This is a genomic window from Streptomyces silvae (genome assembly GCF_016745505.1).
GTDB lineage: Bacteria > Actinomycetota > Actinomycetes > Streptomycetales > Streptomycetaceae > Streptomyces > Streptomyces silvae.
The window spans coordinates 161,191-188,091 of sequence record NZ_JAERUC010000206.1 but is presented as its reverse complement, the minus strand read 5'-3'; the positions used below and the strand labels follow the sequence as shown (position 1 = coordinate 188,091).

General features: G+C 71.7%; 26 protein-coding genes and 2 pseudogenes. 18 read left to right on the top strand and 10 right to left on the bottom strand.

Translation table 11 applies throughout. The features are described from left to right. Positions 1–1,070: 1,070 nt before the first annotated feature. Positions 1,071–1,562: pseudogene (locus JKV81_RS36630) on the top strand (RNA polymerase sigma factor); the annotation flags it as partial. 501 nt (positions 1,563–2,063) lie between these two features. Continuing rightward, positions 2,064–2,504: pseudogene (locus JKV81_RS36470) on the top strand (DNA-binding protein NsdB); the annotation flags it as partial. 489 nt (positions 2,505–2,993) lie between these two features. On the opposite strand, the gene JKV81_RS35620 reads toward JKV81_RS36470, so the two are convergent. Continuing rightward, a complete protein-coding gene (locus tag JKV81_RS35620; RefSeq protein ID WP_202079732.1) occupies positions 2,994–3,959 on the bottom strand; it encodes a pirin family protein in 966 nt (321 codons plus the stop codon). 120 nt (positions 3,960–4,079) lie between these two features. Here JKV81_RS35620 and JKV81_RS35615 point away from each other — a divergent pair, with 120 nt between their 5' ends. Beyond that, positions 4,080–4,457 (top strand): tetratricopeptide repeat protein, encoded by a 378-nt coding sequence (locus JKV81_RS35615; RefSeq protein ID WP_202079730.1) that lies wholly within the window; start codon positions 4,080–4,082, stop codon positions 4,455–4,457. 80 nt (positions 4,458–4,537) lie between these two features. Here the strand turns inward: JKV81_RS35615 and JKV81_RS35610 are convergent, their stop codons facing one another. Both JKV81_RS35610 and JKV81_RS35605 read right to left on the bottom strand, forming a co-directional pair. Next, a complete protein-coding gene (locus JKV81_RS35610) occupies positions 4,538–5,233 on the bottom strand; it encodes a TetR/AcrR family transcriptional regulator (RefSeq protein ID WP_202079728.1) in 696 nt (231 codons plus the stop codon). 58 nt (positions 5,234–5,291) lie between these two features. Beyond that, positions 5,292–6,044, bottom strand: a complete 753-nt coding sequence (locus JKV81_RS35605) for an SDR family oxidoreductase (RefSeq protein WP_129260001.1) — start codon at positions 6,042–6,044, stop codon at positions 5,292–5,294. Positions 6,045–6,225: 181 nt separating this feature from the next. Here JKV81_RS35605 and JKV81_RS35600 point away from each other — a divergent pair, with 181 nt between their 5' ends. After that, entirely contained in the window at positions 6,226–6,783 is a 558-nt protein-coding gene (locus JKV81_RS35600; RefSeq protein WP_372444277.1) for a GNAT family N-acetyltransferase, read from the top strand. Between the two features lie 145 nt (positions 6,784–6,928). On the opposite strand, the gene JKV81_RS35595 is transcribed toward JKV81_RS35600, so the two are convergent. Continuing rightward, positions 6,929–7,609 carry a 4'-phosphopantetheinyl transferase family protein gene (locus JKV81_RS35595; RefSeq protein ID WP_129260000.1) on the bottom strand — a complete coding sequence of 227 codons (681 nt, stop codon included), beginning with the start codon at positions 7,607–7,609 and terminating at the stop codon, positions 6,929–6,931. Next, positions 7,606–8,511 carry a metallophosphoesterase family protein gene (locus JKV81_RS35590; RefSeq protein WP_202079726.1) on the bottom strand — a complete coding sequence of 302 codons (906 nt, stop codon included), beginning with the start codon at positions 8,509–8,511 and terminating at the stop codon, positions 7,606–7,608. The genes JKV81_RS35595 and JKV81_RS35590 overlap by 4 nt, the downstream gene beginning before the upstream one ends. A 183-nt stretch (positions 8,512–8,694) precedes the next feature. On the opposite strand from JKV81_RS35590, the gene JKV81_RS35585 reads away from it, so the two are divergent. From JKV81_RS35585 to JKV81_RS35565, 5 genes are all read left to right on the top strand, one after another. Further along, on the top strand, positions 8,695–9,582 hold the full coding sequence (locus JKV81_RS35585; protein ID WP_129259998.1) for an SDR family oxidoreductase: 888 nt from the start codon (positions 8,695–8,697) through the stop codon (positions 9,580–9,582). A 39-nt stretch (positions 9,583–9,621) separates the two neighbouring features. Next, positions 9,622–11,109 carry an aminotransferase class I/II-fold pyridoxal phosphate-dependent enzyme gene (locus tag JKV81_RS35580; protein ID WP_202079724.1) on the top strand — a complete coding sequence of 496 codons (1,488 nt, stop codon included), beginning with the start codon at positions 9,622–9,624 and terminating at the stop codon, positions 11,107–11,109. Positions 11,110–11,181: 72 nt separating this feature from the next. After that, positions 11,182–11,553, top strand: coding sequence for a VOC family protein (locus JKV81_RS35575; RefSeq protein ID WP_129259996.1), 372 nt, complete (start codon positions 11,182–11,184; stop codon positions 11,551–11,553). A gap of 81 nt (positions 11,554–11,634) precedes the next feature. Continuing rightward, complete coding sequence (locus JKV81_RS35570; RefSeq protein WP_202079722.1) at positions 11,635–12,171, top strand: cysteine hydrolase family protein; 537 nt, start codon at positions 11,635–11,637, stop codon at positions 12,169–12,171. A gap of 133 nt (positions 12,172–12,304) precedes the next feature. After that, complete coding sequence (locus JKV81_RS35565; protein ID WP_129259994.1) at positions 12,305–12,904, top strand: flavodoxin family protein; 600 nt, start codon at positions 12,305–12,307, stop codon at positions 12,902–12,904. A gap of 16 nt (positions 12,905–12,920) precedes the next feature. On the opposite strand, the gene JKV81_RS35560 is transcribed toward JKV81_RS35565, so the two are convergent. Both JKV81_RS35560 and JKV81_RS35555 read right to left on the bottom strand, forming a co-directional pair. Then, complete coding sequence (locus JKV81_RS35560; RefSeq protein ID WP_202079720.1) at positions 12,921–13,313, bottom strand: SgcJ/EcaC family oxidoreductase; 393 nt, start codon at positions 13,311–13,313, stop codon at positions 12,921–12,923. A gap of 34 nt (positions 13,314–13,347) precedes the next feature. Next, on the bottom strand, positions 13,348–14,520 hold the full coding sequence (locus tag JKV81_RS35555) for an epoxide hydrolase family protein (RefSeq protein WP_202079718.1): 1,173 nt from the start codon (positions 14,518–14,520) through the stop codon (positions 13,348–13,350). Between the two features lie 218 nt (positions 14,521–14,738). Here JKV81_RS35555 and JKV81_RS35550 point away from each other — a divergent pair, with 218 nt between their 5' ends. Beyond that, positions 14,739–15,950 carry a phospholipase D-like domain-containing protein gene (locus tag JKV81_RS35550; RefSeq protein ID WP_202079716.1) on the top strand — a complete coding sequence of 404 codons (1,212 nt, stop codon included), beginning with the start codon at positions 14,739–14,741 and terminating at the stop codon, positions 15,948–15,950. Positions 15,951–16,049: 99 nt separating this feature from the next. On the opposite strand, the gene JKV81_RS35545 is transcribed toward JKV81_RS35550, so the two are convergent. Next, positions 16,050–16,337 (bottom strand): DUF4190 domain-containing protein, encoded by a 288-nt coding sequence (locus JKV81_RS35545; RefSeq protein ID WP_129259990.1) that lies wholly within the window; start codon positions 16,335–16,337, stop codon positions 16,050–16,052. A gap of 173 nt (positions 16,338–16,510) precedes the next feature. Between JKV81_RS35545 and JKV81_RS35540 the strand changes: the two genes are divergently transcribed. Further along, on the top strand, positions 16,511–16,939 hold the full coding sequence (locus JKV81_RS35540; protein ID WP_099175902.1) for a GvpU-like protein: 429 nt from the start codon (positions 16,511–16,513) through the stop codon (positions 16,937–16,939). Between the two features lie 124 nt (positions 16,940–17,063). Here the strand turns inward: JKV81_RS35540 and JKV81_RS35535 are convergent, their stop codons facing one another. After that, on the bottom strand, positions 17,064–18,035 hold the full coding sequence (locus JKV81_RS35535; RefSeq protein ID WP_129259989.1) for a MerR family transcriptional regulator: 972 nt from the start codon (positions 18,033–18,035) through the stop codon (positions 17,064–17,066). Positions 18,036–18,126: 91 nt separating this feature from the next. Between JKV81_RS35535 and JKV81_RS35530 the strand changes: the two genes are divergently transcribed. Beyond that, on the top strand, positions 18,127–19,659 hold the full coding sequence (locus JKV81_RS35530) for an alpha/beta hydrolase (protein WP_202079715.1): 1,533 nt from the start codon (positions 18,127–18,129) through the stop codon (positions 19,657–19,659). 5 nt (positions 19,660–19,664) lie between these two features. Here JKV81_RS35530 and JKV81_RS35525 read toward each other — a convergent pair whose 3' ends face one another. After that, positions 19,665–20,591, bottom strand: a complete 927-nt coding sequence (locus JKV81_RS35525) for an AraC family transcriptional regulator (RefSeq protein ID WP_202079713.1) — start codon at positions 20,589–20,591, stop codon at positions 19,665–19,667. Positions 20,592–20,708: 117 nt separating this feature from the next. Here JKV81_RS35525 and JKV81_RS35520 point away from each other — a divergent pair, with 117 nt between their 5' ends. The 6 genes from JKV81_RS35520 to JKV81_RS35495 all read left to right on the top strand — a co-directional run bounded on the left by JKV81_RS35520 (position 20,709) and on the right by JKV81_RS35495 (position 26,901). Next, positions 20,709–21,680 carry an SDR family NAD(P)-dependent oxidoreductase gene (locus JKV81_RS35520; protein ID WP_202079712.1) on the top strand — a complete coding sequence of 324 codons (972 nt, stop codon included), beginning with the start codon at positions 20,709–20,711 and terminating at the stop codon, positions 21,678–21,680. Positions 21,681–21,764: 84 nt separating this feature from the next. After that, positions 21,765–21,998 (top strand): hypervirulence associated TUDOR domain-containing protein, encoded by a 234-nt coding sequence (locus JKV81_RS35515; RefSeq protein ID WP_202079710.1) that lies wholly within the window; start codon positions 21,765–21,767, stop codon positions 21,996–21,998. A 139-nt stretch (positions 21,999–22,137) separates the two neighbouring features. Continuing rightward, positions 22,138–23,403 carry an NAD(P)/FAD-dependent oxidoreductase gene (locus JKV81_RS35510; RefSeq protein ID WP_202079708.1) on the top strand — a complete coding sequence of 422 codons (1,266 nt, stop codon included), beginning with the start codon at positions 22,138–22,140 and terminating at the stop codon, positions 23,401–23,403. Further along, entirely contained in the window at positions 23,400–24,608 is a 1,209-nt protein-coding gene (locus JKV81_RS35505; RefSeq protein ID WP_202079706.1) for a lycopene cyclase family protein, read from the top strand. The genes JKV81_RS35510 and JKV81_RS35505 overlap by 4 nt, the downstream gene beginning before the upstream one ends. After that, positions 24,605–25,339: a methyltransferase domain-containing protein gene (locus tag JKV81_RS35500; RefSeq protein ID WP_202079704.1), complete on the top strand. Its 735-nt coding sequence runs from the start codon at positions 24,605–24,607 to the stop codon at positions 25,337–25,339. The genes JKV81_RS35505 and JKV81_RS35500 overlap by 4 nt, the downstream gene beginning before the upstream one ends. Then, on the top strand, positions 25,336–26,901 hold the full coding sequence (locus JKV81_RS35495; protein WP_202079702.1) for an FAD-dependent oxidoreductase: 1,566 nt from the start codon (positions 25,336–25,338) through the stop codon (positions 26,899–26,901). Before JKV81_RS35500 ends, JKV81_RS35495 begins: the two co-directional genes overlap by 4 nt.

The window sequence follows — 26,901 nt, the reverse complement described above, 5'->3', positions numbered from 1 at the left end:
GCCGCCCGCATCGTCGAACCGGGTCGGCTTCCGCGGCACCACAATCCCCGACGCCATCGCTCAGGCGTCCCAGTCCGGCTGGGCCATCAACCGCTGGGGGAGCTCCGATTGCCAACACCCGGCTCGGCGTAACCGTCAGCCAGCTGTTGCCGGGTAACCGCAACGGCTTTGAGGCGTGGGGACTGTACGGGCGAGAGACGCAGTTGACCGGCGGCTGGTAACCACGGATGGCGGTTACCAGCCGTCAGGGTCTGGGTCCATATGTCGACAACACGACAGCCTGGTCGGTGGCGCGATGATGCCGACCATGACTGTGGACATCCACTGCCGGCTCGCGGTCAGCTTCGGGAAGCTGACGCGCTGGGCGGAGGGCCCACTTGCGAAGGCCCTCATCGATGGTGGCGGCCAGGCCCGCCTTGTTCGACAGCGCGTTGTCGCTCTTGACGTAGATCCAGGAGAGTCGGAAGAGGCACTGCCGGTCGACGCCCATGCCAGGCACCAGCCAGGGACGATCTCTTCCAGTGCTGGCGACGTGCGTCCGACGACGCGTCGTACCGCCGTCGGGCTCGGGCAGGCCCGCGATCAGGGCAACGTTCGAGTTCCGCCGACTTGCAGGCGGTGGCCCGCTGCTTCTTCAGCCTGCGGCCATCGCGTAGCCGTCCTGGGTGGCGTCGACGGATGCGGCGAATGTGCCGGCCCGAGGTACAGAGCAGCACACACATGCGGGAGTTGGCGGGCGGCCGGGAGCAAGGATCGGACTTCCTGAGCGAGCCCATGCCAAAGAATCATGAACGCGACGTCATGAGAATGGCGTACCGCCGCCTCTCTCTTGTGAACGGCCACCGTGCGTCCTGTGCGCCACCGGCCCATAGTGCACGGGAGGTTGGACGGTGGAGCTCGCTACCGCTTTTCTGTCCGCGGTTGTTCCATGGTCCCTGCGGTCAAGCGTTGGCTGGACAGCGTGGCGCTTCGCAACCGGTCCTCAGCCCGGGCCGAGATAATCCGTGCTCGGTCGGCCCGTCAGGGCGCCCCTCGAGGTACGGCCGCGGAACGGAAATCGGAGGAAGGCAATGGCTGAGCGTGAAGTGGAGCCCGCTGAGGCTCTGGGTGCGCTGTATGCCAACTACCGGGTCAGCCTCACGAACACCGCTCAGCAGGCGCTCCTCGCCCATGGCATCCCGGAGTCCGTCATCTCGGCCGAGGATCTCGTGCAGAACGCCTTCGCCAAGGTGCTGCGCCATCCGGCATCTGTCGAGTACCCGGTCAGCTATCTGCGCGTGGTGATCCGCACGGAAGCGGCCAACCGAGCGCGTCAGCAGGCCCGACACAATGGGCTGGAAGCACGGCGTGCGGCCGATCCGCTGCGCTTCGACCCCTTGCAGTCCGCCGATGTGGCCGCGCTGGTGGCCAACCGCTGTGCCGTCGAGCAGGCCATGGAGGCTCTGACACCCTCGCAACGCACCGCGGTATGGGCAACGAAAGGTCTGGACTGCACCCAGGCTGAGACCGCGGTCATGATGGAGAAAGCGCCCGGCACTGTCGCCACTCACGTCTCGCGTGGCATGGCACTTCTGCGCGCGAGCCTCGTTGCCGCCGTGGTCGCCGGCATCGTCTGCGTGGTGGCCCTTTTCATCGGCGATCCGCTGCGGGACGCCCATCCCGCGAGGGAGCCGGGTGAAGGTTCCGGCCCGCTGTCCCCACGGTGGTGGCAGCGGTGGCCCGGGAAAGCAGACCTGATGTCCGCCCTGTACGCGCACTGGCCGGTGTTCGGTCCGCCAGCACTGATGGCTACATGCGGCATCGTCTGCTGGCTGTGGCGACGCTTCAAGGCCCACGACACGGCCGAGACACCGTTCGGCACCTGGTTGGGCCTCCGACGGACGGGCCAGGCCTGGCGGAGTTCGACCAGTCAACTCGGGTTGCCCTTCACCGCTCGCGAATTCACCCGCGACGCGATCGTGTTCGTGGCCCCGAGTGACCTCTCCGCCGAAGCCGTACTGAAGGGTTTGGAGGCGGTGACCATCCTGATGGAGCGAAAGCTGGGCCGCATAGTTCACCTGGAACTGTTCGGGGGGCTCTCGTCGCGGCAGCGGAGTTCCCCTGACAGCCGACTTCGGGACGCCTTCGACCTGACCGGCTGGTCCAGAGGCGAACTCGCCAGAAAAGTGAACCGGCAGGCTGCCACCCTGGGGTACCGGCAGGTCGCGACAGATGCCTCGCGGGTGCGCCGTTGGCTCGACCTGGGAGAGATCCCGAGCGCTCCCGTACCCCAACTGCTCGCCACCCTGTTCACCGAGCGTCTAGGTCGTGTCGTGACCACCGAGGATCTCGGCTTGACCCGTCCCGCAAGCGTGTGGGCGCGCCGCAACAGTGCGGAGCAGCAACACCCCGATGGGCTGCCATGGGCGCCCGAGCGGACCGCCGTGGTGCTCACGGAATTCACGGGCATGGACCTGATCCTTAATCGCCCCGGCCTCGTGAGCGCGAACGCCTCGCTCCCAGCCGATCGATCGGAGCCACTGTCAGGGGACGTCTTGACAAGGACAGTCCCGTCGGATGCCGGGCCGGGAGTATCAGAGACCTGAGTCCCAGCTCGCCTCGCCCTCGACTCGCCGCCACCACCACCACCACCACCACCAAGCGTGAGCTCCCCCGCGCACGTGCAAACTGACGCCACGTTCGTCCCGTCGGCACCGGTGTCCTCGTCGAGGACTTCGTAGTCGCCGGCGCGTCCGACGAACGCTGGGCCTTTTGCGCCACGTGCCGGGTGGTACCCGTGAAAGGACGCGCCAGGTTCGGCCCTCCCGGTTGACACCAGGGCGACCGCTTCACCACCACGCACCGGCCCGGGTCGCGACTACGTCGCGCTGACCCGCTCACCACAGTCAGCCGAGGCACCGGATCTCAAGTCGCCGCTCCTTGACGGGCGCTTTGGTAGGTCAGCTTTGGGTCAGCATGAGGTCTGACAAAGCTGCTCACGGACGACCACGCCTTCAACGCACCCTCCCCCGTGGCTTCAGCGCCACCGGCGGGAGTTGAGGAGCGGGCAGCCGGCCGCCGTCGTAGCCGTGGACGTCGCCGAAGCGGGCGCTGGTCATCCAGTCCGAGCGCGCCTGTTCGATCTCCTCGTGGGAGCGCCCCACGAAGTTCCACCACATGACGATCTCCTCCTCGAACGGCTCGCCGCCGAGCAGCATCAGCCCTGCGTCGGAGTCGGCCCGCAGCGGCAGTTCGGTGCGGCCGCAGCCGAGGTAGAGCATCGAGCCGGCGACGACCGGGACGCCGTCGACCTGGGCCTCGCCGGACATCGACAGCACGGCGTACTCGAAGTCGGGGTCCAGCGGCAGCCGGGCTTCGGCGCCTGCGGTCAGAGCCAGGTCCGCCCCGACGATCGGGGTGTAGGCCGTGCCGGGCGAGGCGGCTCCGTCGAGCTCCCCCAGGATCACGGTGGCGGTGAGACCCGGCGCCGTGACGGCGGGCAGGTCGGTGTGGTGCTGGAAGTGGGGCTCGACGTGCCGGTGGGCGTCGGGCAGGGCCACCCACAGCTGGGCCCCGTGCAGAAACCTGGCATGCGGTTTCGGGCTTTCCTCGGAGTGGCTGATCGCCCTGCCGGACGTCATCAGCCCCAGCTCGCGTGGCCGGATGTGCTGGAGGCTGCCCAGGCTGTCGCGGTGCAGGACCTCCCCGTCGTGCAGCCAGCTGACCGTCTGAAGGCCCATGTGGGGGTGCGGCGGCACCTGCATGCCGGGCTCGTCTGCGATGTCGTCGGGGCCGTAGTGATCCACGAATGCCCAGGCGCCGACCATGCGGCGCCCCAGGTTGGGCAGCAGTCTGCGCACCTCGGTGGATTCGCCGAGCTGGACGCGGCGCGGGGTGAGGAGTTCACGTACAGGTTCGGCCACGACGAAGCCGCGTCCTCCGCAGACGGAGACACCGGCCTGGCGATCGAGATTGCTCATGGCGCACAACCTATTCCCGTACGGTCATGGAGCGCCTGTCCCCACGCCGAAATTTTAGTGGAATGTTCAACCACCTCGCTGTGTTGACGTGGCTGGAAGCATTCCGGCCGAGGAGGAGAAGTGGACGAGACCTACTACGAGTTCGGTACGCCCGCCAACCGCTGGGACCGGGCCCAGCTGTTCTTCGAGGCGAAGGAGTACGTGACGGCGGCGCGGATCCTCGGCGGGCTGGTGCAGGAGGCGCCGGAGCAGGTGGCGCCGAGGCTTCTGCTGGCGCGCGCCTACTACCACTCGGCCCGGCTCGCCAAGGCCGAGGCGGAGCTGCGCGAGATCCTGGAGCGCAGCCCTGTCGAGGACTACGCGCGGCTGATGCTCGGGCGCACCCTGGAGCGCCAGGGCAGGCACGTGGAGGCGGCCACTCATCTGCGGATGGCCCATGCGATGGCCGGAGACCTCGGCCCCGCACTCACCGAACAGCAGGGGCGGTACGAGGTGTAGGAGGAGGGGCGACACGCGCGACCGGGAGCGGAAGCCGCAGTGCACCGTTCCCGGCCCGCCCTCTGCCGAACTCGGCCGGCTCACCGCTCCGCGTTCGACACCCGGTCCAGCCATTCGGTCATCAGCGCCGATTCAGCCGTACTGAGCCCGGATCCGTGCGACCGGCGCAGCAGGGCTCCCAGCCGGGCGGCGGCGGAGGGGACTTCGGCGTCCACGGTTGCGCTCGCGCGCACGTCCGGGACGAAGACGGCGGCGTGCACGGCGTCGCGCAGACGCGCCGAGACCCCGGCGTCCGGGAAGGTCGCGGGCCGGGAGACCAGCATCAGTGCGACGCCCGTCGTGGCCGACATGATCATCTGGGCGGCGAGTTCGGGCGCCACGCGCAGCTTCCCCTGCTCGGCCGCCCGCTCCAGGTCCCGCGTCAGGATGCGGTGCGACTCGAGGGCGGCCGCCGGCGGCGTCCGCATCGCCGGGGAGTTCATCAACCGGTACAGATTCGGGTTCCGGAGAGCGAACTCGACGTGGCTGTCCCAGCCGTTACGGAGATCCTCGACGGGGTCGGACGTCTCGCTCCGCTCCCGCTTCGTCGCCAGGTAGGCGTCGAAACCGTGATCGACGACGGCCGACAGCAGGCCTTCCTTGTCGCCGAAGTGCCGGTACAGAGCAGGCGCGCCGACCTGCGCGGCCTCGCACACGGCCCGCGTGGAGATGTCCCCGTCGGGGGACTCCGCGACCAGCCGTGCCGCGACTTCGAGGATGCGCGCTCGTGTACTCATCGGAGGGACGCTATCAAGCGGCGCACGGGGCGAAACCGCCGGTGGGAGCGGGGGCCGGTCAGATGATTCCGCCGTTGGCACGCAGCACCTGGCCGTTCACCCAGCGCGCGGGGCCGGCGAGGAAGGCGACGACCTCCGCGATGTCCTCAGGGGCGCCGAGCCGCTCCAGCGGAGGCTGAGCGGCCATCCTCGCGATGGTCTCCTCGTCCTTGCCGTCCAGGAACAGGGCGGTCGCCGTCGGCCCGGGTGCCACGGCGTTGACCGTGATGTCCCGGCCCCGCAGCTCACGGGCGAGGATCAGCGTCATCGCCTCCACGGCCCCCTTGGTGGCGGCGTAGGCGGTGTACCCGGGAATGGCCAGGGCGAGCACCGAACTCGAGAAGTTGATGATCGCTCCCCCGGTGCGCAGACGGCGCGCCGCCTGCTGGTCGACGACGAAGGTGCCGCGGATGTTGGTGCGGTACATCCGGTCCAGCGCGTCCAGATCGAGGTCGACCAGCGGCGAGAGCGACATGACGCCCGCGGCATGGACGACCACGTCCACTCCCCCGAAGGCTTCCTCGGCGGCGTCGAAGAGGGCGGCGACCGCCGCCTCGTCCCCGACGTCGGCCTGGTGTGCGACGGCCTGGCCTCCCGCGTCGGTCACCGCCGCCACAGCGGCTTCGGCCTCCGTCTTGTTCCCCGCGTAATTGATGACCACCGCGAAACCGTCGGCCGCCAGCCGCTCGGCGCTCTCACGGCCGATGCCTCGCGACCCTCCGGTGACGAGAGCGACCCTGCGTGCGGGGGTGGTGTGCTGCTGCTCGGTCATGACGTTGCTCCTGTGGCAGAGGGGTTGCCGCTGGTTCCACGGACCCTGACAGAATCGACGCTACCACCAGAACGGTAGCGCCGCTACCTGATGGCGTAGCAATGTTAATAGCGTCGCTACCACGCTTCGGGCCCACATACTCAGGTGCGCCCGTCCTCCATCGGGTGATAGTCAGGCCGCCATGGACCTGGACACCCTCATGACCGCCCGGCTCTCGTTGCATCCGCTGACCATCGCGGAAGCAACGGTGGTGGAGGCCGGCGATCCGCGCGACCCTCCGCACGGAGCGCGGTGGGCGCCCGGATACCCCGACGATGGCGACCGGGCCGGCGCCCGGCGCTTCCTGGCCGCCTGCGCAAGCACGGGCGGCAGCACCCAGCCCTTCGGCCCGTACGAGATACGACGCCGGACCGACGGAATGGCGATCGGCGGGGCCGCCTTCCACGGCGGACCCGACGTCGCCGGCCAGGTCACCATCGGCTACGGCCTCATCAGCTCGGCACGCGGCCGGGGCTACGCCTCCGAGGCACTCAGGGCGCTGCTCGCCTTCGCCCGGTCCCAGGGGGTTCTCTCCGTGAAGGGCGACGCCGATCTGGGCAACATCGGGTCCCACCGCGTCATGGCGTCGGCCGGCATGCGGCTGGTGGCGGTGGACGACCGGCTGAAGCACTACCGCGTCGACTGGCGCGGGACGGCACCGGACGGCGGAGGGCCCCGGTCCCACGGTGCGGCCCGGTGAAACGGAACGTACCGGGGTGCCCGAGCGGGACACCGACCCCGCCGCCCCGACAGTCCCCTACCCGACAGCGACCCCGTCGCCCCGAACGCCCCCTGCCGGCACCACGGCGCCGGACCCCGACGTCATACCGGCACCGCGCAGCGCCTCACGCGGAAGAGGCCTCCGGGAGCACGATCGCGGTCACGGCGAAGCCGTCGTCGATCAGCCACCTGCCCTCGTACGACCTCGGCATCCCCGGTGCCGTCAGCGCGAGTGACGCGACGAACGTGCCCTCGGTGGCGCCACCCGGGCTCGTACGGAACTCGATCTCCGCCTCGTCGAAGTCGAGTTCGATCCGGGTGAGCGGAAACCAGGTCTTGAAGACGCTCTCCTTGGCGCTGAACAGCAGCCGGTCCCAGTGGATCGCAGGGCTCGCTGAACCGTCCGCGCCGAACTGCAGCCTTTCCCGTTCCGCGGGCACCGAGATCGCCTCCCACACGCCGGGCGGAAGCGGTTCGTTCGGCTCGGCGTCGATACCGACCGCGCGTACGTCGGACGCCCTCGCCAGTGCCGCCGCGCGATAGCCCTCGCAGTGCGTCATGCTGCCGACGGTCCCCTCCGGCCACAGCGGCATGCCCCGGTGGCCGGTCATCACCGGCGCCGGGGGCAGTCCCAGCACGGCCATGGCCCGCCGGGCGCACGCCCGTACGGCCGCGAACTCGTGCCGGCGCCGGTCCACGCTCGCGGCCACCAGCCGCGCCTCCTCCGGGTACAGGCTGCCCGCCGGAGCGTCCGTCTCGTAGGTGTCCGCGCACGCGACGTACGCGGGGAGAAGCCGTTCGATCACGCGTCGTCGCCCTTCGCGGCCACCGGCCGCTGTTCCTCGTACGGCAGGATCTGCCGCAACAGCCCTCGCGGGTGGCCCCGCTTGCGCCACTCCCGGGGGTAGCCGATGGAGACCTCCTCGAACCGCACGCCGTCGTGCCAGGTCGTCCGGGGGATGTGGAGGTGCCCGTAGACGACGGCGGCCACGTTGAACCGGCGGTGCCAGTCGGCGGTGAGTTCCGTGCCGCACCACTGGGCGAACTCCGGGTACCACATCACGTCGGTCGGTTCGCGCAGCAGCGGCCAGTGCCCGGCGATGACGAGCGGGACCTCCGGGTCGTGCGCGGCCAGCCGCTCCTCGGTCAGTGCCACCCTCGCGCGGCACCAGTCGTCCCGGGTCGGATAGGGGTCCGGGTGCAGCAGGTACTCGTCGGTGCAGACGACACCCGCCTCGTGGGCGCGGGCCAGGGACTCCTCCTTGGTGGCCGTTCCCGGCACCCTGAAGGAGTAGTCGTACAGGAGGAACACGGGAGCCACCGCGACGGGGCCGTCCGTGCCCTGCCACACGGGGTACGGGTCCTCGGGCGTGGTCACGCCGAGCTCACGGCACACCTGGACGAGGTGGTCGTACCGCGCGCGGCCGCGCAGCCGTACGGGGTCCTTGTCCACCGTCCACAGCTCGTGGTTGCCGGGGGTCCACACGACGTGGGCGAATCGGCCCGCGAGCAGTCCCAGGGCGTGTTCGACCTCTTCCGCCTGCTCGGCGACGTCCCCCGCGACGATGAGCCAGTCCTCGTCGGAGGACGGGTGCAGCCGGTCGGCGACGGGGCGGTTGTCGGCGATCCCCACATGGAGGTCGCTGACCGCGAGAAGCCGGCCGCCGCCTCCCTGCGGAGGGGTCACGGACCCGGTGGTGGAACTCATTGTTCGAATTTACCGTCTCCGCGGTCCCGCCGAGGCCACGCCGCTCGACATGCCCGCCGTTCACCCGCCCGGGATGATTGACCAGCCACCACCGGGGAACGCGGCGCCACACGACCGCACGCCCGCCGCCGTCGACGGACAGAGTGGCGAGAGGCGGCGAGTGACCGAGAGAGGGAGACGCAGGTGACCGACGCCGAGCAGCCTCAGGACCCGACCCAGCGCCATCCGCAGCCCGATTTCCCCCAGCAGGAGCAGGAACATCCGGGCCGGACCGGCCCGATGGATCCGGCACCGGACCACGGGGAGGACTCCTACCGGGGCAACGGACTGCTGCTCGACCGCAGGACGGTCATCACCGGCGGCGACTCCGGTATCGGCCGCGCGGTGGCCCTGGCCTTCGCACGGGAAGGGGCGGACGTGCTGTTCACGTATCTGCCCGCAGAGGAGGGCGAGGCGGAGGAGACGACCCGGCTCGTCGAAGAGGCCGGGCGCAAGGCGGTCTCCGTCGCCTGCGACATCCGTGACGAGAAGCAGTGCCGGGCCCTCATCGAGAGGGCAGTCGACGAGTTCGGCGGGATCGACATCCTGGTGAACAACGCCGCCTACCAGATGTCCCAGCCCGACGGAATCGCCGCCATCTCGACCTCCCAGTTCGACCGGGTGGTGCGGACCAATCTGTACGGGATGTTCTGGCTGTGCAAGACCGCTCTGCCGCACATCCCGGCGGGCGGCTCGATCATCAACACCACCTCGGTGCAGGCCTACAAGCCCAGCCCTCATCTGCTGGACTACGCGATGACCAAGGGCGCCATCGTGACTTTCACGCAGGGACTCGCGCAGATGCTGGCGTCCGACGGGATCCGCGTCAACGCGGTCGCGCCCGGGCCGGTCTGGACGCCCCTCATCCCCGCGACCATGCCCGACACCACGGAGTTCGGGAAGCAGAGCCCTCTGGGCAGGCCCGCGCAGCCCGCGGAGATGGCTCCCGCCTATGTCTTCCTCGCGTCGTCCAACGCCTCGTTCATCACCGGCGAGATCATGAACGCGACTGGTGGCACGCCGCTGCCGTGACCGTGATTGTCCCGGCGGATCCCAGGGAAGGCGCCGTTCATGCCCGCAGATCACCACGAAGCACCCGTACTGGACGCACTGGCCGCCTACAAGGAGAACGGGGAGCTCGGCTTCTCCCCGCCCGGCCACAAGCAGGCACGCGGGGCCGCGCCCGCGGTACGGGCCGTACTCGGTGACGCGGTGTTCCTCGGCGACGTACTCGCCATCGGCGGTCTGGACGACCGTCGCCAGACCTCCGGTGCGCTACGTCGCGCAGAGGAGCTGATGGCGGACGCGGTGCACGCCGAGCACACCTTCTTCTCCACCTGCGGCAGCTCCCTGTCGGTGAAGGCCGCCATGCTCAGCGTGGCCGCGCCGCACCGGAAGCTCCTGATCGGCCGGGACGCCCACAAGTCCGTCGTCGCCGGACTGATCCTCTCCGGTATCGAACCCGTCTGGGTGGAGCCGCAGTGGGACCCCGAGCGGCACCTCGCACACCCGCCGTCGGCGGAGACGTTCGAGCGGGCCTTCGAGAGGCACCCCGATGCCTGCGGGGCCCTGGTCACCAGCCCCACCCCGTACGGATCCGCGGCCGATCTGCGCGCCATCGCCGAGGTGTGCCACCGGCGTTCCAGGCCGGTCATCGTCGACGAGGCATGGGGCGCGCATCTGCCGTTCCACGAGGACCTGCCCTCCTGGGCCATGGACGCCGGCGCCGACGTCTGCGTCACCAGCATCCACAAGATGGGCAGCGGGCTCGAACAGGGCTCGGTCTTCCACCTCCAGGGCGATCTCGTCGACCACGACACGCTGGCCTCGCGTGCGGACCTGCTCGGCACCACCAGCCCCTCCGTCCTGCTGTACGCCGGCATCGACGGCTGGCGGCGGCAGATGGTCCTGGAGGGCCACGGGCTGCTCTCCCGCGCACTGAGTCTGGTGGGCGACGTCCGCGAGCGGATCGAGAAGATCGACGGGATGCATGTGAACGACCGCGACGACTTCTGCGGCCCCGGAAGGACCACGGAGTTCGACCCGCTCCCCGTGATCATCGACATCAGCGCACTCGGTACGAACGGATACCGGGCGGCCGACTGGCTCCGTGCCCGTCACAGGATCGACATGCACCTCGTCGACCACCGCCGTATCAGCGCCCAGTTCACCCATGCCGACGACGAGGACACCGCAGGACGCCTGCTGGAGGGGCTGCGGGATCTGTCCCGGCAGGCCGGCACGCTCGGCCCGGGGCCCGCCGTCCACGTGCCCGGCCCGGACGAACTGCGCCCGGACCAGGTGTGTCTGCCCCGGGACGCCTACTTCGCCGCCACCGAGGACATTCCGGCCGAGCAGGCTGTGGGACGGGTCGCCGCGGAGATGATGACCCCCTACCCTCCGGGCATCCCCGCCGTCCTGCCGGGCGAACGGCTCACGGAACCTCTGCTCCGATATCTGCGGTCGGGGGTCGAGGCGGGGATGAACGTTCCCGACCCGGCGGACACGACCCTGCGCACCGTCCGTGTCTGCGCGGAGGGTTCAGTGCCCGGGGCGTGAACCGCGCCGGGAACCGCGCCGCGAACCGCACGGACACGGAGACCCTCAAGGCACCCGACGAAAGGACCGGACATGCCCATCGCGACGTACGGCCTCGTGGCCCTCGACTGCCCCGACCCCGCCTCCCTCGCAGGCTTCTACCAGGGTGTTCTCGGGGGTGAGGTATCGAGGTACGACGAGGACTGGTACGACCTCCGCGTCCCGGGCGGCGCCCGCATCTCGTTCCAGCGGGCGCCCGACCACGTCCCCCCGGAGTGGCCCCGGGGGGACAGGAATTCACAGCAGGCGCACCTGGACCTCGACGTGACGGACGTCGAGCGCGCTCAGGAGGAGGTGCTGGCGCTCGGTGCGACGCCCCTGGACCTCGACGACCGGGGCGGTGAGCGCCGCTTCCGTGTGTACGCCGACCCGGCGGGGCATCCGTTCTGCCTCTGCTGGGAGTGAGCCTCCGCGCCCGCCTCCCGATCGGACGACGAGCCGTGTCGCCCCGGCGCGGCTCATCCGGCACGGCGAGAATGAGGAGCTATGAGCCGAAGTGCCCTCATCGTCATCGACATGCTCAACACGTACGGCCACCCGGATGCCGACCTCCTCGTTCCGTCCGTGCGCGAGGCGCTCCCCCACATCGTGGGTCTCATCGAGCGGGCCCGGGACGACGCCGTCCCGGTGATCTATGTGAACGACAATTTCGGGGAATGGCGCTCCCATCACGGTGAGATCATCGATACGACGCTCTCGGGGCCGTACAGCGATCTGGTGGAACCGGTACTGCCGGACGACGATTCGCTGTTCGTCGTCAAGGCCCGGCACTCGATCTTCTACGAGACGCCGCTCAGCTATCTCCTGTCGCAGCTGGACGTGGACCGGGTCGTCCTCTGCGGTCAGGTCACCGAACAGTGCGTCCTGTACTCCGCCCTCGACGCGCACATCCGCCATCTGGACGTGACCGTCCCCGATGACGCCGTGGCCCATATCCACCGGGATCTGGCGCAGGCTTCCCTCCAGATGATGGAGCGGAACATGGCCGCGTCGATCAGAAAGGCCGCGGCCGTCGAATTCTGAGTGCCGCCACGCGCGCGCTTTCCTGTTCCGTACGGGGCATTTCCGGCGCCGCGCCGCATCGGTCAGGTCTTCGGCGGGCACAGTGGCGCCGAGACCGACGTACGAACGCTCTCCTCAAGGAGTGTCCCCCGCGATGCGTGCTCTGGCTTTCGTCTGCACCTTGAACTCCTCCCCCACGCCCTCCAGCAGCCATCTCATCGCCGACCAGGTGATGGCCGAGTTCGAGAGCCTCGGAGTGAGCGGTGAGGTGGTCCGGGTGGCCGACCACGACATCCGGCCGGGAGTGGGTCTCGACATGGGCGACGGCGACGCCTGGCCCGCCCTGCGGGAGAAGGTCATGGCGGCCGACATCCTCCTCGTCGCCACCCCCATCTGGCTCGGCCACCCGTCCAGCATCTGCCAGCGCGTCCTGGAACGCCTGGACGCCGAACTGTCCGAGACCGACGAGCAGGGCCGGTTGCTGACGTACGGAAAGGTCGCCGCCGCGGCCGTGGTCGGGAACGAGGACGGCGCCCACAAGGTGAGCGCCGACCTGTTCCAGGCCCTCAACGACCTGGGGTTCTCCCTGGCTCCGGGTGCCGTCACCTACTGGGTCGGCGAGGCCATGCAGGGCAAGGACTACAAGGACCTCGACGGCCCGCCGGAGACGGTCGCCTCGACGACGCGCACCCTCGCCGTGAACGCGGCTCATCTGGCCCGGCTGCTCACCGGCGGCCCGTACCCCGCCTCCTGACAGGCCGTCGCCCGGACTACCCGATGTGAACCGGGGTGTTCTGGCAGGCGTGAAGCAGCCATGCGCCGTCGTCACGCCTCGTCATGACGTAGAGCGGGGCGCCCTCCGAATCGCCCTGGGCCGAGTGGTACACCTGCCGGACCTTGACGGCCGCCACGTCGGGCCGCAGGAACTGGGTGTGGACCACCCGGTAGGTGACGTCGCCGTCCCACTGGGCGGCGGGCAGTACGGCACGGGTGAACTCGGCGATCGCGTCGAAGCCGATCAGGACCTTGCCGTGGCCGGTCGTCCAGAGGGCATCGGGGTGGAAGAGCGCGAGGAAGCCCTCGGTGTCCTTGGCGCGCTGGGCGGCCTCGACGGTGGCGACCACCTGTTCGATGGCCTTGATGTCCGCTGCTTCGGTATCCATGCGGCCCACCCTGCGACCTCGACCGCGCTTGAGGTCAAGCGGCCGCCGCACGGTAGGGGCGGAAGAAGGCGCGCAGCTCCTCCGCGTAGATCTCCGGCTCCTCGAACGCCGCGAAGTGCCCGCCGCGCGGGGGCTCGGTCATGCGCACCATGTGCGTCGTGCGCTCCAGCCAGGCCCTCGGCGGGCGAACGATGTCACCGGCGAAGATCGAGAAGCCGGACGGCACCTCGACCCGGCGGGCGAGCTGGGCGGGCGGGATGGCGGCGTTCGCGCTGTACATGCGCATGGACGACCCGATCGTGCCGGTCAGCCAGTAGAGCGTGATGTTCGTCAGGATCTCGTCCTTGGTGAAGCTCCGCTCGACGTCGCCGCCGCAGTCGCTCCAGGCGCGGAGTTTCTCCACGATCCACGCGGCGAGCCCGGCCGGTGAGTCGTTGAGCCCGAAGGCGGCGGTCTGCGGCTTCGTCCGGTGGATCGCGGCGTAGGCGCCCTCGGTCCCGCTCCAGGCCGCGACGTCCTTCATCCACGTCCGCTCCTCCGGCGTGAGGTCCGCCGGGTCCCCGGTGAAGACGGGCAGGCCCCCGTCGGTGCGGTGGACGGCCACGACCCGGTCGGGGTGGTCGAGGGCGAGATAGCGGCTCACATGGCTGCCGACGTCCCCGCCCGCCGCGCCGAACCGCTCGTAGCCGAGGACGGTCATGAGCTCGGCCCACAGCCCGGCGACGGCGATCGAGTCGAGCGGCCGGCCGGCGGGCCGGTCGGAGTAACCGAAGCCCGGCATGTCGGGGACGACCACGTCGAACGCGTCGGCGGGGTCGGCGCCGTGTGCGCCCGGGTCGGCGAGGAGGGGGATGACCTTCGAGTAGCGCCAGAAGGAGTCCGGCCATCCGTGGCTCAGGACCAGGGGCAGGACCGGTCCGGCGGGCGCGACGGCCTTGGCGTGGACGAAGTGGATTCCGAGACCGCCCAACGGAACACGGAAGCGGGGAAGCCGGGCGAGCGCCGCCTCCTGCGCCGGCCAGTCGAAGCGCTCCGCCCAGTGGGCGACGAGTTCGCGGAGCTGATCGAGGTCGGTCCCGAGCGACCAGCCGGCGTCCTCGGGTGCGTCGGGCCAGCGCGTCGCGCGGAGCCGCGTGCGCAGGTCTTCGAGGGCGGCGGGGGCGGTCCGCTGGAGGAACGGCTCGGGGCGGGGCGTGGCTTCCGGCATGATCGCATCCTAGAGGGCCGTGACCGGGCCGTGACCGGAGATCCTGCGGCGTTGCGGCGTTGACGCCGCCCTCCGCGGGACCAGTGGCGTTGCGTCGTACGCCGTCCTCCGGAGGTTTGCGAGCCTGCCGGGGCCCGGTCCCCCGCCGGGGTTCGGGGTGCGCGGCTCACCGGGAGTACAGTCGCTCTGCCCCGTCGCCCCAGTTCACCAGGTGAGAGATGTCCAGCCACATAGACGAGAGATCCACGCAGGACAGACCCGATGACGCCGTCTACGCGCAGCGCACGCACCGGCTGCGGCGGCGGCTGGAGCGGCTGATCGGCATCGCCGCGACCGAGGGCAACAAGCTCGTCCCCCTCCGCAACGGGAACGAGATCTTCGCCTCCATGCTGGAGTCCATCCGCGGCGCCGAGCACACCGTGGACATGATGACGTTCGTGTACTGGCGGGGTGACATCGCCCTCGAGTTCGCCGAGGCGCTGTCGGAGCGGGCCCGTGCCGGTGTGCGGGTGCGGCTGCTGCTGGACGGGTTCGGCTCCCGGCTCATCGAGAAGGACCAGCTGGCGTTGATGGACGAGGCCGGGGTGGAGGTGGCCTGGTTCCGCAAGCCGCTGTACCTCTCGCCGCTCAAGCAGAACCACCGCTGTCACCGGAAGGTCCTCATCACCGACGAGGAGTCGGCGTTCACCGGCGGGGTCGGCATAGCCGAGGAGTGGTGCGGTGACGCCCGCGACGAGAGCGAGTGGCGGGACACCCACGTACGGGTGCAGGGCCCGGCGGTGGACGGTCTGGCGGCCGCGTTCGCGCAGAACTGGGCCGAGTGCCACGACGAGCTGTTCACCGAACGCGACCGGTTCGTCGACGCCACGCAGCAGGGGGACGCGATCGTCCAGGTCGTGCGCGGTTCGGCCGGCTACGGCTGGCAGGACATGCAGACCTTGCTCCGTGTCGTCCTGGAGTCCGCCGAGGAGCGGATCCGGCTCACCACGGCGTACTTCGCGCCCGACGCGTACTTCATCGGTGTGCTGTGCGAGGCCGCTCGCCGGGGTGTCTCCGTGGAGATCCTGCTCCCCGGGCCGCACACGGACAAGCGGGTGTGCCGGCTGGCCGGTCAGCACTACTACGAGGAGCTCACCGCCTGCGGGGTGAAGATCTACCAGTTCCAGCCGACCATGCTCCACACCAAGGCGCTGACGGTGGACGGGGTCGCCTCGCTGATCGGTTCGACGAACTTCAACCGCCGCTCCCTGGAACACGACGAGGAAGTCATGCTCGCCGTCCTGGACCGGGAGTTCACCGCCACGCTGGACGGTCACTTCGACGAGGACGTGGAGCGGAGCACGCTGATCGACGGGGCCCGGTGGAAGCGTCGTTCGCCCGTGCAGCGGATGCGCGAGACCGCCGTCCTGCCGATCCGCCGCTGGCTGTGACACGTGCGGACACGAGTACGGACACGGGCACGGGTACGGACATGGGTGCGTGCGCCTCCACGGCGAGTGGTGGCGCACGCGTTCCGGCCGTACGGCGGGTCAGCCGCCGACGTACCAGCTGAAGCCGCCGGACGAGGCGGCCACGGCCATCAGGACGACGAAGAGGATCACGTCGATGATGCCGAGGACCAGTCCGGCCTTCGCGATCCCGGAGCCGCCCTTCGCGGCGACCTGACGCAGGCCGAGCGCACCGAGAACGATGGCTATCGGGCCGAGGATCACGCTGAAGAAGATGAGGCCCACGATTCCGCAGACCAGGCTCGCGATGGCGAGGCCGTTGGTCCCGGACCTGGGAGTGGCCATGGACGAACTGTCGTAGTGCGACATCACTCTCTCCCGTCGGTTCGTCTTACGGTGCTTGCGATCGTGCTGTGTGCATCTGGTGACGTGCGGGTGCCCCTCTTCCGACCGGCCAATCACCCGGTTCTGCGGGGTGTGCCGGGCCCCGCCGGGGGCATACGGGCTGTCACCTGGCGCTTGTCAGGTGAAGGGAGTGGTCCATGAGCGAGTCTGTCGAGACACGGCCGGAGACGACCGCGGTGATGACGGAGCCCGTACCCGATCTGCAGCTTCAGCTGCTCATCCAGCTGCTGGACAGAGAGCTGCGATCCAGTCTGCCGATCACCCTCACGCTCACCGGTGGCGTACTCCACGGAGACGTGATCGGCCATGAGGCGTGGAAGGCGGACTGGGCGCGCAGCCTCCGTCAGGTCGAGGGCGAGGGCGCGAACCTGATCGCCGAGTTCCCGGAGACGGTGGACCAGGGGATCAGGGAGCTGAGCACCGGAGAAGGCACGACGCAGTTGCCGCGCTGGATTCATCTGAGGGACGCCACCCTGGTCTTCGGCGGGACGGGTTCCCTGCGCCTGCCCCTCTGGCGCGGCCGCCTCGCCGATGTGTCGGGCTGGGCCCTGGGACGGCCGCAGTGAGAAGAAGAGCGTAGGACCGCGGCCCGGCCCTACGCGGTGAGCGCGCGGCTCCGGGCCGCCCGTCCCAGGCGGTGGGATCCCAGGCGGTGGGATCCCAGGCGGTGGGATCCTAGGCGGTGGGATCCTAGGCGGTGAGAGCGGCACCCACCCCGTCTCCCGCCTGGGTTTCCAGCGCGGCGAGCAGCCAGTCGTGCGCGGACCCGGGCGTCGGCTCCGGCCGCCCGTCCGGAGGGCCGACCAGTTCGGCCGTCAGCTCCCAGTAGCGGTCGATCCGCGGGTCCGCGGCGAGCTGTCGGGCGAGCGTACGGCGGAAGACCGGGGTGTCCGCGATGTCCCGGGCACGCGCGTACGCGTCCACGAACCCGTCCAGCGCCTCCCCCGGGTACGGCTCCCTGCCCCGGCGCATCTCGGCGCCCGCCAGGTCGTACGCCTCGGCCAGCCCGGCGTAGAGCACGGCCGACGCGCGGGCCCCGGCGGCCTTGTGCGCATGGGGCTGGGTCGGCCCGTCCCCGTCGCAGGGGCGGGACACCATGGCGGACAGCCGCGCGAAGGCGAGCACCTGGGCCGGGCCGGGGTCCTCCGGCGGCTGCGGCACCGCGACCTCCAGGAACGCGGAGACGGCCCGGGACGGCATCCGTGGCGGCAGCCAGCCGCGCCAGAACCTGGCGAGGGGGGCGGTGCTGGGCGGCGCGGTCACCGCGCCGATCAGCCTGAGCCGGTCGGCGCGTTCGGCCGGCGGGCACTCCTGCACCGAGCGGAGCGCGGCCTCTCTCCACCGCAGAGCTCTCAACTGGGTTCCGAGCGAGCGTAGTTGCCCGGCGACGGCGTCCTCGAGGGCGCCGCCCTCACGCCCCGCCGCGTCCTCCTCGTCCAGCACGCGGCGTACCGCTGAGACCGGCAGGTCCAGGGCGCGCAGGGAACGGATCATCCGCAGCCGCTCGAGGGAGTCGGCGCCGTACCGGCGGTGGCCCCCGGCGCTGCGGGAGGCCTCGGGGAGCAGGCCGCTGTCGGAGTAGAAGCGGACCGTCTTGACGCTGACCCCGGCCCGCTCGGCGAGTTCGCCGATGCCGCACAGCCCGTCGTACGACTGGAACACTTGAACCTCCCTCAGGGGGAGTTCCTACGGTACCCGCGAGAGGGCCGGTGAACGGGCCGGTCCTCGGACGAGGGCGTATCGAGGAGAGACCATGACCGTGTTCATCCTGGTGTCGGGTGTGTTCACCGGCCCGCAGGTGTGGGACGACGTAGCCGCGCGGCTGACATCGGCGGGGGCCGAGGTCCACGCGGTGGCCCTGACCGGGCTCGGCGGAACCGGCCCGTCCGCCGTCGGTACGGGCATCGATCTGGAGACGCACATCGCGGACGTCGTCGCGGTGATCGACCGGGTGGGCGGAGAAGTGGGAGGAGAACAGGGCCAGGAGATCGTTCTGGTCGGCCACGACTACGGCGTCCATCCGGCCCTGGGGGCCGCCGACCGGCGGGCGGGGTCGGTCGCCCGGATCGTGTACCTGGACTCCGGGCTGCCCCAGGACGGCGTCCCGGCCCTGGCCGCCGTGGCCGACCAGGGTCTGCGTGAGGAGGTGCTGCGGGCCGCCGAGGCGGGAGAAGGCACGCTGCCGCCGCCCACGCGCGACGCCTGGCGGCTCTGGGGCAGCACCGCGGACCTCCCCGACGCGGCACTCGACCGGCTGACGGCCCTCGCCGCACCGCAGCCGCTGGGCACCCTGCTCCAGCCGCTGCGGCTGACCGGTGCGGCGGCCTCCGTGCCCATGGCCGGGGTGCTGTGCGTCGGCAACGGTGCGGGCATCGCGATGGTCCAGGCCCGCGTGGACCTCGGCGAGCCCAGCCTGCAGGCGCTGACCGACCCCCGGGTGACCTTCTTCGAACTGCCCACCGGACACTGGCCGATGCTGTCCGGGCCCACGGCGCTGGCGGTGACGCTGCTGAAGGCCGCCGCGGGCGAGGGACACCGGCTGACCCCGGCGGACACCACGAAGCCGCCCGCCCACCTGCGCCCGTTCCTGCTGGACGTGCCCGAACTGCCCCGCGAGCGGACGGACAACCTGGACCTGTACCTGCCACCCGCCACCGACGGCCCCCGTCCGGCGGTGGTGTTCGTCCACGGAGGCCCGGTGCCGGCCGGGGCGAGCCCGACGCCCCGGGACTGGCCGACCCTCCGGGGGTACGCCTGTTACGCCGCCGACCGGGGCGTGGTGGGGGCCACGCTGGACCACCGGCTGCACGCCGTGACCGACTACGAGCGGGCCGCGGCCGATGTGGCGGACGCGGTGGAACGGGTCAGGGCAGACCCGCGGGTGGACGCGGACCGGGTCGCCCTGTGGTTCTTCTCCGGCAGCGGCCCGCTCACCGCGGACTGGATGGGGAAGCCCCCGCCGTGGCTGCGCTGTCTGGCCGCCGACTACCCGATCATGGCTCCGCTGCCGAACTGGGGGCGGCTCGACGCCCGGTTCCACCCGGCGGACGCGGTCACCCACGCGGGGGCGCTGCCCCTGGTGCTGGTGCGGGCGGGTCTGGAGTCGGCCGAGATCGCCGCCACCGTCGAGGAGTTCCTGGCCGCCGCGCGCCGGTGCGGGGCGGACGTCGAGGTGGTCGACGTACCGAACGGCCACCACGGCTTCGAGACGGTCGACCCGACCGACGAGTCACGCGCCGCCGTGCACCGCGCGATGGGTACGGTCCTGCGGCATCTCACGGCCTGATCTGGTCAGACGCTCCGGGGCGACCGGTGGGAGGTGCGGTAGTCCCGGGGTGATGCCCCGGTGACCCTCTTGAAGGCGGTACTGAGGGCGCTCTCGGAGCCGTAGCCGACCGCGCGGGCGATGGTGGCGATCGTCCCGGTGTCCTCGCGCAGGTGCCGGGACGCCAGCTCGACGCGCCACCGGGTGAGGTAGTCGAGCGGGCCGCAGCCGACCGTGCCGCGGAAGCGCGCGGCCAGGGTGGAGCGGGAGACCGCACCGGCCCGGGCCAGTTCGGCCACGGTCCACCGGTGCTCCGGCCGCGCGTGCATCGACGTGAGGGCGGCGGCCACCGCGGGATCCGCGAGGCCCGCCAGCCAGCCCGAGACGGCGTCCGGATCACGGGCGAGGTGCAGACGCAGGACATGGACGAGCATGACCACCGCCAGATGCTCGGCCACCAGCGTCGAGCCCATCTGCCGCCGCCGCAGTTCCTCGTCGATCCGGGCGAGCGCCCATTGCAGGGTCTCGGCCTGCGGGGTTCCCGCCGGTACGTGGACGACCTCCGGGAGCCCTTCCAGCAGCAGCGACCGTGCCCGGTCGCCGAAGGAGAAGCGGCCGCCCACGAGCAGCACCTCGTCCGAGCCGTCGCCGGTGCGCGCCAGGCCGTCCTCGGCGGACGCGTAGACATGTGCCGCGTCGACCGGGACGGCCTCCCCGTCGCTGCGCAGGGTGAACCGGCGTGGCCGCGTGAGCAGATAGCAGTCGCCCTCGGCCAGCGCGATCGGCTCGCCGGCTCCCTCCACCTCGAGGAAGCACGCGCCCCGGCGGACGGCATTGAACTTCACCCCGGACGGTGCGTCGAACCGGACGGCCCACCGCCCTCCGGCGGCCAGGCTCGACGAGAGATGACTCCGCGTGTCCAGCAGGGTCAGCACGTCCTCCAGAGGATCCATTACTCCACCCTACCTGGATGATCGAGCATGTTTCTCGGACGTGACCTTATAGAAGCTCCAGCACAAGGTCGGTAGCGTCAGGAAGTGACACCGGTCCCCCCTCGCGGAAGGCTTCCCATGTACGACCACGACCGCCTGACCACACCGTTCCACTCCCACGCCACGGCCACCGAGGTCCTCGACGGCGCGGACCTCGCGGGGCGCCGTGCCGTCGTCACCGGAGGCGCCTCCGGGATCGGCACCGAGACGGTCCGGGCCCTGACCGCGGCCGGTGCGGAGGTGACGGTCGCCACCCGCGATCCGGCGTCCGCCGAGGCCACCGTCCGGGCCCTCGACGCCCTGCCGGGACCCGGTTCCGTACGGTCCGCGCCACTCGACCTGGCGGATCTGGCCTCGGTCGAGGCCTTCGCGCGCGCCTGGCAGGGCCCCCTCGACATCCTCGTCGCCAACGCCGGGATCATGGCGGTCCCCGAGCGCCGGGTCAGCGACCAGGGCTGGGAGCTGCACCTCGCGACCAACCACCTCGGTCACTTCGCCCTGGCGACGGCACTGCACCCGCACCTGCGGGCAGCGGGCTCGGCGCGCGTCGTGGCCGTCAGCTCGGGAGCGCACCGGGCCGCCGCGTTCGACTTCGAGGACCCTCAGTTCGAGCGGCGCCCGTACGACCGCTGGACCGCCTACGCACAGTCGAAGACCGCAGATGTGCTGCTCGCCGTCGGCGCCCGGCGGTGGGCTTCCGACGGCATCACGGCCAACGCGCTCAACCCGGGGTGGATCAGCACCAATCTCCAGCGCCACCTCGACGACGAGACCCTGCGCGCGATGGGTGCCATCGACGAGAAGGGCGACATCATTCCGCAGCCCTACTACAAGGAGCCCACCCAGGGAGCCGCGACCTCCGTGCTGCTCGCGGCCTCGCCCCTGCTGGAGGGTGTGACCGGCCGGTACTTCGAGGACAACCAGGAGGCGCGGCTCGCCGAGGACTCCGACACGCGGCCCGGCGGGGTCGCGGCCCACGCCCTCGACCCCCGGGCGGCCGACCGCCTCTGGGAGTACGCCGCCCGTACCGTCGCGGCGGCCCGCGGGTAGAGGCCGGCGAGGGTGCGCGGGCGTGCGATCCGCACGAAGGTGGAAGGGCCCGACGAGGATCGCCGTACGTGCGAGGAGGTCGCTGTGACGAAGAAGGACAACAGCCTGGACAAGGGCGACAAGGTGTCCTGGAAGAGCCACGGCCAGGAGGTCACGGGCGAGGTCACCGGGAAGCACACGGAGCGCACCCGTGCCGCTGGGCGGACCGTCGACGCCTCGGACGAGGAACCGCAGTACGAGGTGGAGAGCGACCGGTCCGGACGCTCCGCAGTGCACAAGCCGGACGCCCTGCGGAAGAAGCGGGGCAGCGGTTCCTGACCGGAGGCGCACCGCCGGTCGGGCCAGGCACGGGGGTCACCCGAAGAGGCGATCTCCGTGGCGGCTCCTGGCTTCGGCGCCCGGAACGTGATCGGGTTGACAACCCGTCAGCCGTACGGGGCCGAGCCGAGGGACCCGGATGACGAACCGACCGAATCCACCGCCGCCCGACGCCGTCGTCGTCGGCGCCGGCCTGGCGGGACTGGCCTGCGCACTCGACCTCGCCGAGGCGGGCCTCCGCGTCGAACTGCTGGAGGCGTCCGACGGGGTGGGCGGCCGGATGCGCACGGACCGCAGGGACGGCTTCCTCCTGGACCGCGGCTTCCAGGTCTTCAACACCTCCTATCCGCAGGTACGCAAGCGCCTCGACCTGCGGGCCCTGCGCCTGCGGCCGTTCACCCCGGGCCTCATCGCCCGGACGTCCGAGGGGCGGGTGCGGCTCACCGACCCCACCCGCCGCCCGGAGGACGCGGCGCAGCTGCTGCCCGGGCGTGTGCTCCCAGCCCGGGACCTCGCCGCCCTCGCGGCGCTGACCGCCCGTGACGTCCTGCTCCCGCCGAGGCGTCTGGGGCACATGCGCGACCGTACGGCGTCCGAGGCGCTCGTCCGCGCCGGGCTGTCGCCGCGCGCGATCGAGGACCTCATGCGGCCGTTCCTGTCCGGGGTGTTCCTGGAGGAGGGGCTGGAGACCTCGGCGCGCTTCCTGCACCTGGTCTGGCGGAGCATGGCGCGCGGCACGCTCTGTCTGCCCACCCACGGCATCGGCGCCGTGCCGGCCCAGCTCGCCGGTCGGCTGCCGGAGGGGACCCTCCGGCTCGGTTCGGCCGTCGCCGGGGTGACGGACTTCGGGGTGCTCCTGGCGGACGGCGGCGAGCGGCCCGCGGCCTCCGTCGTGGTGGCCACGGACTCCTCCACGGCGGCCCGTCTGCTGCCGGGGCTGCCGGTGCCGGACAGCCGTACGGTGACGACGTACTACCACGCGACGGACCGGTCACCGCTGTCCGAACCGACCCTGGTCGTGGACAGCGGCCTCGCCGTCCTCAACAGCTGTGTCCTCACCGAGGTGGCGCCCTCGTACGCTCCCCCGGGTACGGCCCTGGTGTCGACCTCCGTTCTCGGCGCGGGCCCGCCCGGCGGGGACCACACGGTCCGCGCCCGGCTCGCCGAGCTGTACGACGCGGACACGAGCACCTGGGACACGGTCGGCACCTTCACCGTGGAGGGTGCCCTGCCGGCCATGCGGCCGCCGTGGCCCCTGAGCCGTACGACCCGTTTCGCTCGGGGCCGTTACGTGTGCGGGGACCATCGGGCCACCGGGTCGGTGCAGGGCGCCCTGGCCTCGGGCAGCCGGGCCGCGCGCGAGGTGCTGGCCGACCGGGCCGCCGCGCGGACCCCCAGGACGTGACCGGGGCCGCCCAGGAGCGGGTGGACGACGCCGTCGTCGTGGGCGGGGGCGCCGCCGGACTCTGTCTGGCCCACTGGCTCACCGAAGCCGGTACGGGAGTGACGCTGGTCGAGGCACCGGACGGGCCGCTGCGCCCTGCGGAGCGCACCTGGTGCTACTGGGAGGCGGGCACCGGCGCGTTCGAGGAGGCCGTCGTCGCGTCCTGGCGGCGGCTGCGGGTGCGCGGGCCGGACGGCGAGGTCGTCGAGTCGGACCCCGCGCCCCTGCGCTACCGCATGGTGCGCTCGGGCCCATTCGAGCGGCTCGTCCACGCGCGGCTGGCGGCCTCCCCGGCGGCCCGCGTCCTGCGTGCCACCGCCCACGAGGTGCGTGACACCTCGTACGGCGCGGAGGTCCGCTGCACGACGGCCGACGGGCAGCCGCTCACCCTGCGCGGCAGACACGTCTTCGACTCACGGCCCGTGCGACGCCCACCGCCGCACCGCACGCTCCTGCTCCAGCACTTCCGCGGCTGGTTCGTACGCACCGACGCCCCCCGCTTCGACCCCGGCGTCGCGGACCTCATGGACTTCCGGGTCCCGCAGCCCGGCCACGGTCTCGCGTTCGGCTACGTGCTGCCGCTGGCACCGGACCGGGCGCTGGTGGAGTACACCGAGTTCTCCCGTGCCCCGCTCACGACGGACGCGTACGAGGCGGCCCTGCGGCAGTACACCGAGGGTGTCCTGCGGCTCGGCAGGTTCGCCGTGGAGTCGGCCGAGCAGGGCGTCATCCCGATGACGGACGGTCGCTTCCCCCGCCGGGCGGGCCGTGCCGTCTTCCGGATCGGGGCCGCCGGGGGTGCCACCCGTCCGGCGACCGGCTACACGTTCGCCGCGGTGCAGCGGCAGAGCCGGGCGATCGCCGCCGCCGTGCACCGGGGGTCCCCCGGTGTGCCGCCGCCGCACGGGCGCAGGGCCCTGGCGATGGACGCCGTGCTGCTCCGGGCCCTCGACACGGGGCGCGTGGACGGGCCGCGCTTCTTCACCGACCTCTTCCGCCGCATCCCCATGGAGCGCCTGCTGCGCTTCCTCGACGGCGGCAGCACGCCGTGGGAGGAGTTCGGGATCGGCCTGCGTACGCCTGTGGGCCCGATGCTGCGCACCGCGGCCGAACTCCCCTTCCTCGCCCGCCGGGAGACCGGCCGATCCGAAGAGAGCCCCCGATGACCCTGCTGCGGGACCACGAGCTGGCACACGCCTTCGACCACGCGTCACACACGTACGACCGGCTCACCGCGCTGAATCCGGGCTACCGCTCCGATCTGCTGCGCTCCGCGCACCGGCTCCGGCTGCCCCGTGGCGGGCGGGGGCTGCGCGTGCTCGACCTGGGCTGCGGCACGGGCGCGTCCACGCGGGCCCTGCTGCGGGCCGCCCCGTACGCCCGGATCACGGCGGTCGACGCGTCCGCCGGCATGCTGGAGCGGGCGCGTGCCAAACGCTGGCCCCCGAACGTCCGCTTCGTGCACCGCTCGGCGGAGGAGATCCCCACCACCGAGGACGACGGCTCGTACGACGCCGTGTTCGCGGCCTATCTCTTCCGCAACGTCGCGGAGCCCGGCGCCGTCCTGGAAGCCGTGCGCGCGCTGCTGCGCCCGGGCGGCCGTCTGCTGGTCCACGAGTACAGCCTCAGTGGCTCCCCCGTGCACCGGGCCGTGTGGAACACGGTGTGCCGGGGTGTCATCGTCCCGGCGGGCAGCCTGACCGGTGACCGCGCGCTCTACCACCATCTGTGGCGCAGCGTCCTGGACTTCGACACGGCCCCGGTCTTCGCGCGGCGGATCGCCCGGGCCGGGTTCCCCTTCGTACGGACCGTTCCCGTCGGCGGCTGGCAGACCGGGATCGTCCACGCGTTCCTCGCCCGGAGCGGCCAGGAGCCCGTACGGGCCGACGCCTCATGAGCGCCCGCAGGCGGCGCCCCGGCACGGCCCGGCGGCACGGGCGCGACCGGCGGGCCGAGGTGCTTCTGCCGGAGCCGGGGCGCGCGCGCTTCACCGGTGACGCTCCGTCGGCGGCGGTGGTCGGCGGCGGGATCGCCGGGCTGGCGGCGGCGACCGCGCTCGCCGAACGCGGTGTCCGGGTGACGCTGTACGAACAGGGCGAGAGCCTCGGCGGGCGCCTCGCCGGCTGGCCCGTCCAGCTCGCCGACGGGTCCTCCGCGACGATGAGCCGCGGCTTCCACGCGTTCTTCCGGCAGTACTACAACCTGCGTGGACTGCTGCGCCGTACGGACCCCGGGCTCTCGATGCTCACCCCGCTGCCGGACTACCCGCTCCTGCACCGCAACGGCATGGCGGACGGCTTCGCCCGGGTGCCGAGGACCCCGCCGTGGAGCGTGCTCGGATTCGTGGCGCTCAGCCCGGCGTTCGGCCCGCGCGACCTCACCGCGATGCGGCCCCGCGAGGCCCTGCCGCTGCTCGACGTGCGGGTCCCCGAGGTGTACGAACGGTTCGACGGGGTCGGAGCTGAGGAGTTCCTGCGCCGGATCAACTTCCCCGAGGCGGCCCATCATCTGGCCTTCGAGGTGTTCTCGCGCAGCTTCTTCGCCGACCCCCGGGAACTCTCCGCCGCCGAACTGCTGCTGATGTTCCACATCTACTTCCTCGGGTCGTCCGAGGGGCTCCTCTTCGACGTACCGCGTGAGCCGTTCCCCCAGGCGCTCTGGGAGCCGCTCGCCGCGTATCTGGGGCGGCTCGGCGCGGAGGTGCGCACCGGCACTCCGGTGCACCGGGTCCGGCCGGCCGGCGGCGGGGACCTGGTGGTGGAGACCGGCGGCGCGGCAGACGTCCACCAGGCCGTGGTCCTCGCCCTGGACACCGAGGGGCTGCGCCATGTCGTCGGCTCTTCGGAGCAGTTGGGGGACGCGTCCTGGCGTGCGGACATCGCGGCCCTGCGGACGGCGCCCCCGTTCCTCGTGTCCCGGCTGTGGCTGGACCGCCCCGTGCGTGGGGACCGTGCGGGGTTCCTCGGCACCAGCGGCTTCGACGGGCTCGACAACGTCAGCGTCCTCGACCGCTGGGAGGGCGAGTCGGCCAGGTGGGCGGCGCGGACGGGCGGTTCCGTGGTCGAACTCCACGCCTACGCCGTCGAGGAGGGGGCCGAGCCGAAGGAGGTCCAGCGCCGGATGCTGGACCGGCTGCACGAGATCTATCCGGAGACGGCGGACGCCCGGGTGGTCGACGCCCGCCACGAGTGGCGGGCCGACTGCCCTGTCTTCTCGGTGGGCGGCTACCGGCGCCGGCCTCCCGTGCGCACCTCTCATCCCGGGGTCGTTCTGGCGGGCGACCTGGTCCGCACCGGCCTCCCCGTCGCCCTGATGGAGCGCGCCGCGACCTCGGGGTTCCTCGCCGCCAACGCGCTCCTCGCCGGCTGGGGCGTCCGGGGGCAGGTGCTGTGGACGGTCCCGCGCGCCGGGCGCTCCCGGGTCCTGCGTGCCCTCGCGGGCCTGGCCGCGCGGCGCTGA

What these genes read in the sequence shown, in the direction of transcription:
- JKV81_RS35600 (WP_372444277.1), top strand. Translation starts at nt 6,226, where the DNA reads ATGGACCTGGACACCCTCATGACCGCCCGGCTCTCGTTGCATCCGCTG.
- JKV81_RS35550 (WP_202079716.1), top strand. Translation starts at nt 14,739, where the DNA reads ATGTCCAGCCACATAGACGAGAGATCCACGCAGGACAGACCCGATGAC.
- JKV81_RS35570 (WP_202079722.1), top strand. Translation starts at nt 11,635, where the DNA reads ATGAGCCGAAGTGCCCTCATCGTCATCGACATGCTCAACACGTACGGC.
- JKV81_RS35540 (WP_099175902.1), top strand. Translation starts at nt 16,511, where the DNA reads ATGAGCGAGTCTGTCGAGACACGGCCGGAGACGACCGCGGTGATGACG.
- JKV81_RS35495 (WP_202079702.1), top strand. Translation starts at nt 25,336, where the DNA reads ATGAGCGCCCGCAGGCGGCGCCCCGGCACGGCCCGGCGGCACGGGCGC.
- JKV81_RS35605 (WP_129260001.1), bottom strand. Translation starts at nt 6,044, where the DNA reads ATGACCGAGCAGCAGCACACCACCCCCGCACGCAGGGTCGCTCTCGTC.
- JKV81_RS35520 (WP_202079712.1), top strand. Translation starts at nt 20,709, where the DNA reads ATGTACGACCACGACCGCCTGACCACACCGTTCCACTCCCACGCCACG.
- JKV81_RS35500 (WP_202079704.1), top strand. Translation starts at nt 24,605, where the DNA reads ATGACCCTGCTGCGGGACCACGAGCTGGCACACGCCTTCGACCACGCG.
- JKV81_RS35510 (WP_202079708.1), top strand. Translation starts at nt 22,138, where the DNA reads ATGACGAACCGACCGAATCCACCGCCGCCCGACGCCGTCGTCGTCGGC.
- JKV81_RS35620 (WP_202079732.1), bottom strand. Translation starts at nt 3,959, where the DNA reads ATGAGCAATCTCGATCGCCAGGCCGGTGTCTCCGTCTGCGGAGGACGC.
- JKV81_RS35580 (WP_202079724.1), top strand. Translation starts at nt 9,622, where the DNA reads ATGCCCGCAGATCACCACGAAGCACCCGTACTGGACGCACTGGCCGCC.
- JKV81_RS35530 (WP_202079715.1), top strand. Translation starts at nt 18,127, where the DNA reads ATGACCGTGTTCATCCTGGTGTCGGGTGTGTTCACCGGCCCGCAGGTG.
- JKV81_RS35575 (WP_129259996.1), top strand. Translation starts at nt 11,182, where the DNA reads ATGCCCATCGCGACGTACGGCCTCGTGGCCCTCGACTGCCCCGACCCC.
- JKV81_RS35525 (WP_202079713.1), bottom strand. Translation starts at nt 20,591, where the DNA reads ATGGATCCTCTGGAGGACGTGCTGACCCTGCTGGACACGCGGAGTCAT.
- JKV81_RS35545 (WP_129259990.1), bottom strand. Translation starts at nt 16,337, where the DNA reads ATGTCGCACTACGACAGTTCGTCCATGGCCACTCCCAGGTCCGGGACC.
- JKV81_RS35560 (WP_202079720.1), bottom strand. Translation starts at nt 13,313, where the DNA reads ATGGATACCGAAGCAGCGGACATCAAGGCCATCGAACAGGTGGTCGCC.
- JKV81_RS35590 (WP_202079726.1), bottom strand. Translation starts at nt 8,511, where the DNA reads ATGAGTTCCACCACCGGGTCCGTGACCCCTCCGCAGGGAGGCGGCGGC.
- JKV81_RS35565 (WP_129259994.1), top strand. Translation starts at nt 12,305, where the DNA reads ATGCGTGCTCTGGCTTTCGTCTGCACCTTGAACTCCTCCCCCACGCCC.
- JKV81_RS35610 (WP_202079728.1), bottom strand. Translation starts at nt 5,233, where the DNA reads ATGAGTACACGAGCGCGCATCCTCGAAGTCGCGGCACGGCTGGTCGCG.
- JKV81_RS35555 (WP_202079718.1), bottom strand. Translation starts at nt 14,520, where the DNA reads ATGCCGGAAGCCACGCCCCGCCCCGAGCCGTTCCTCCAGCGGACCGCC.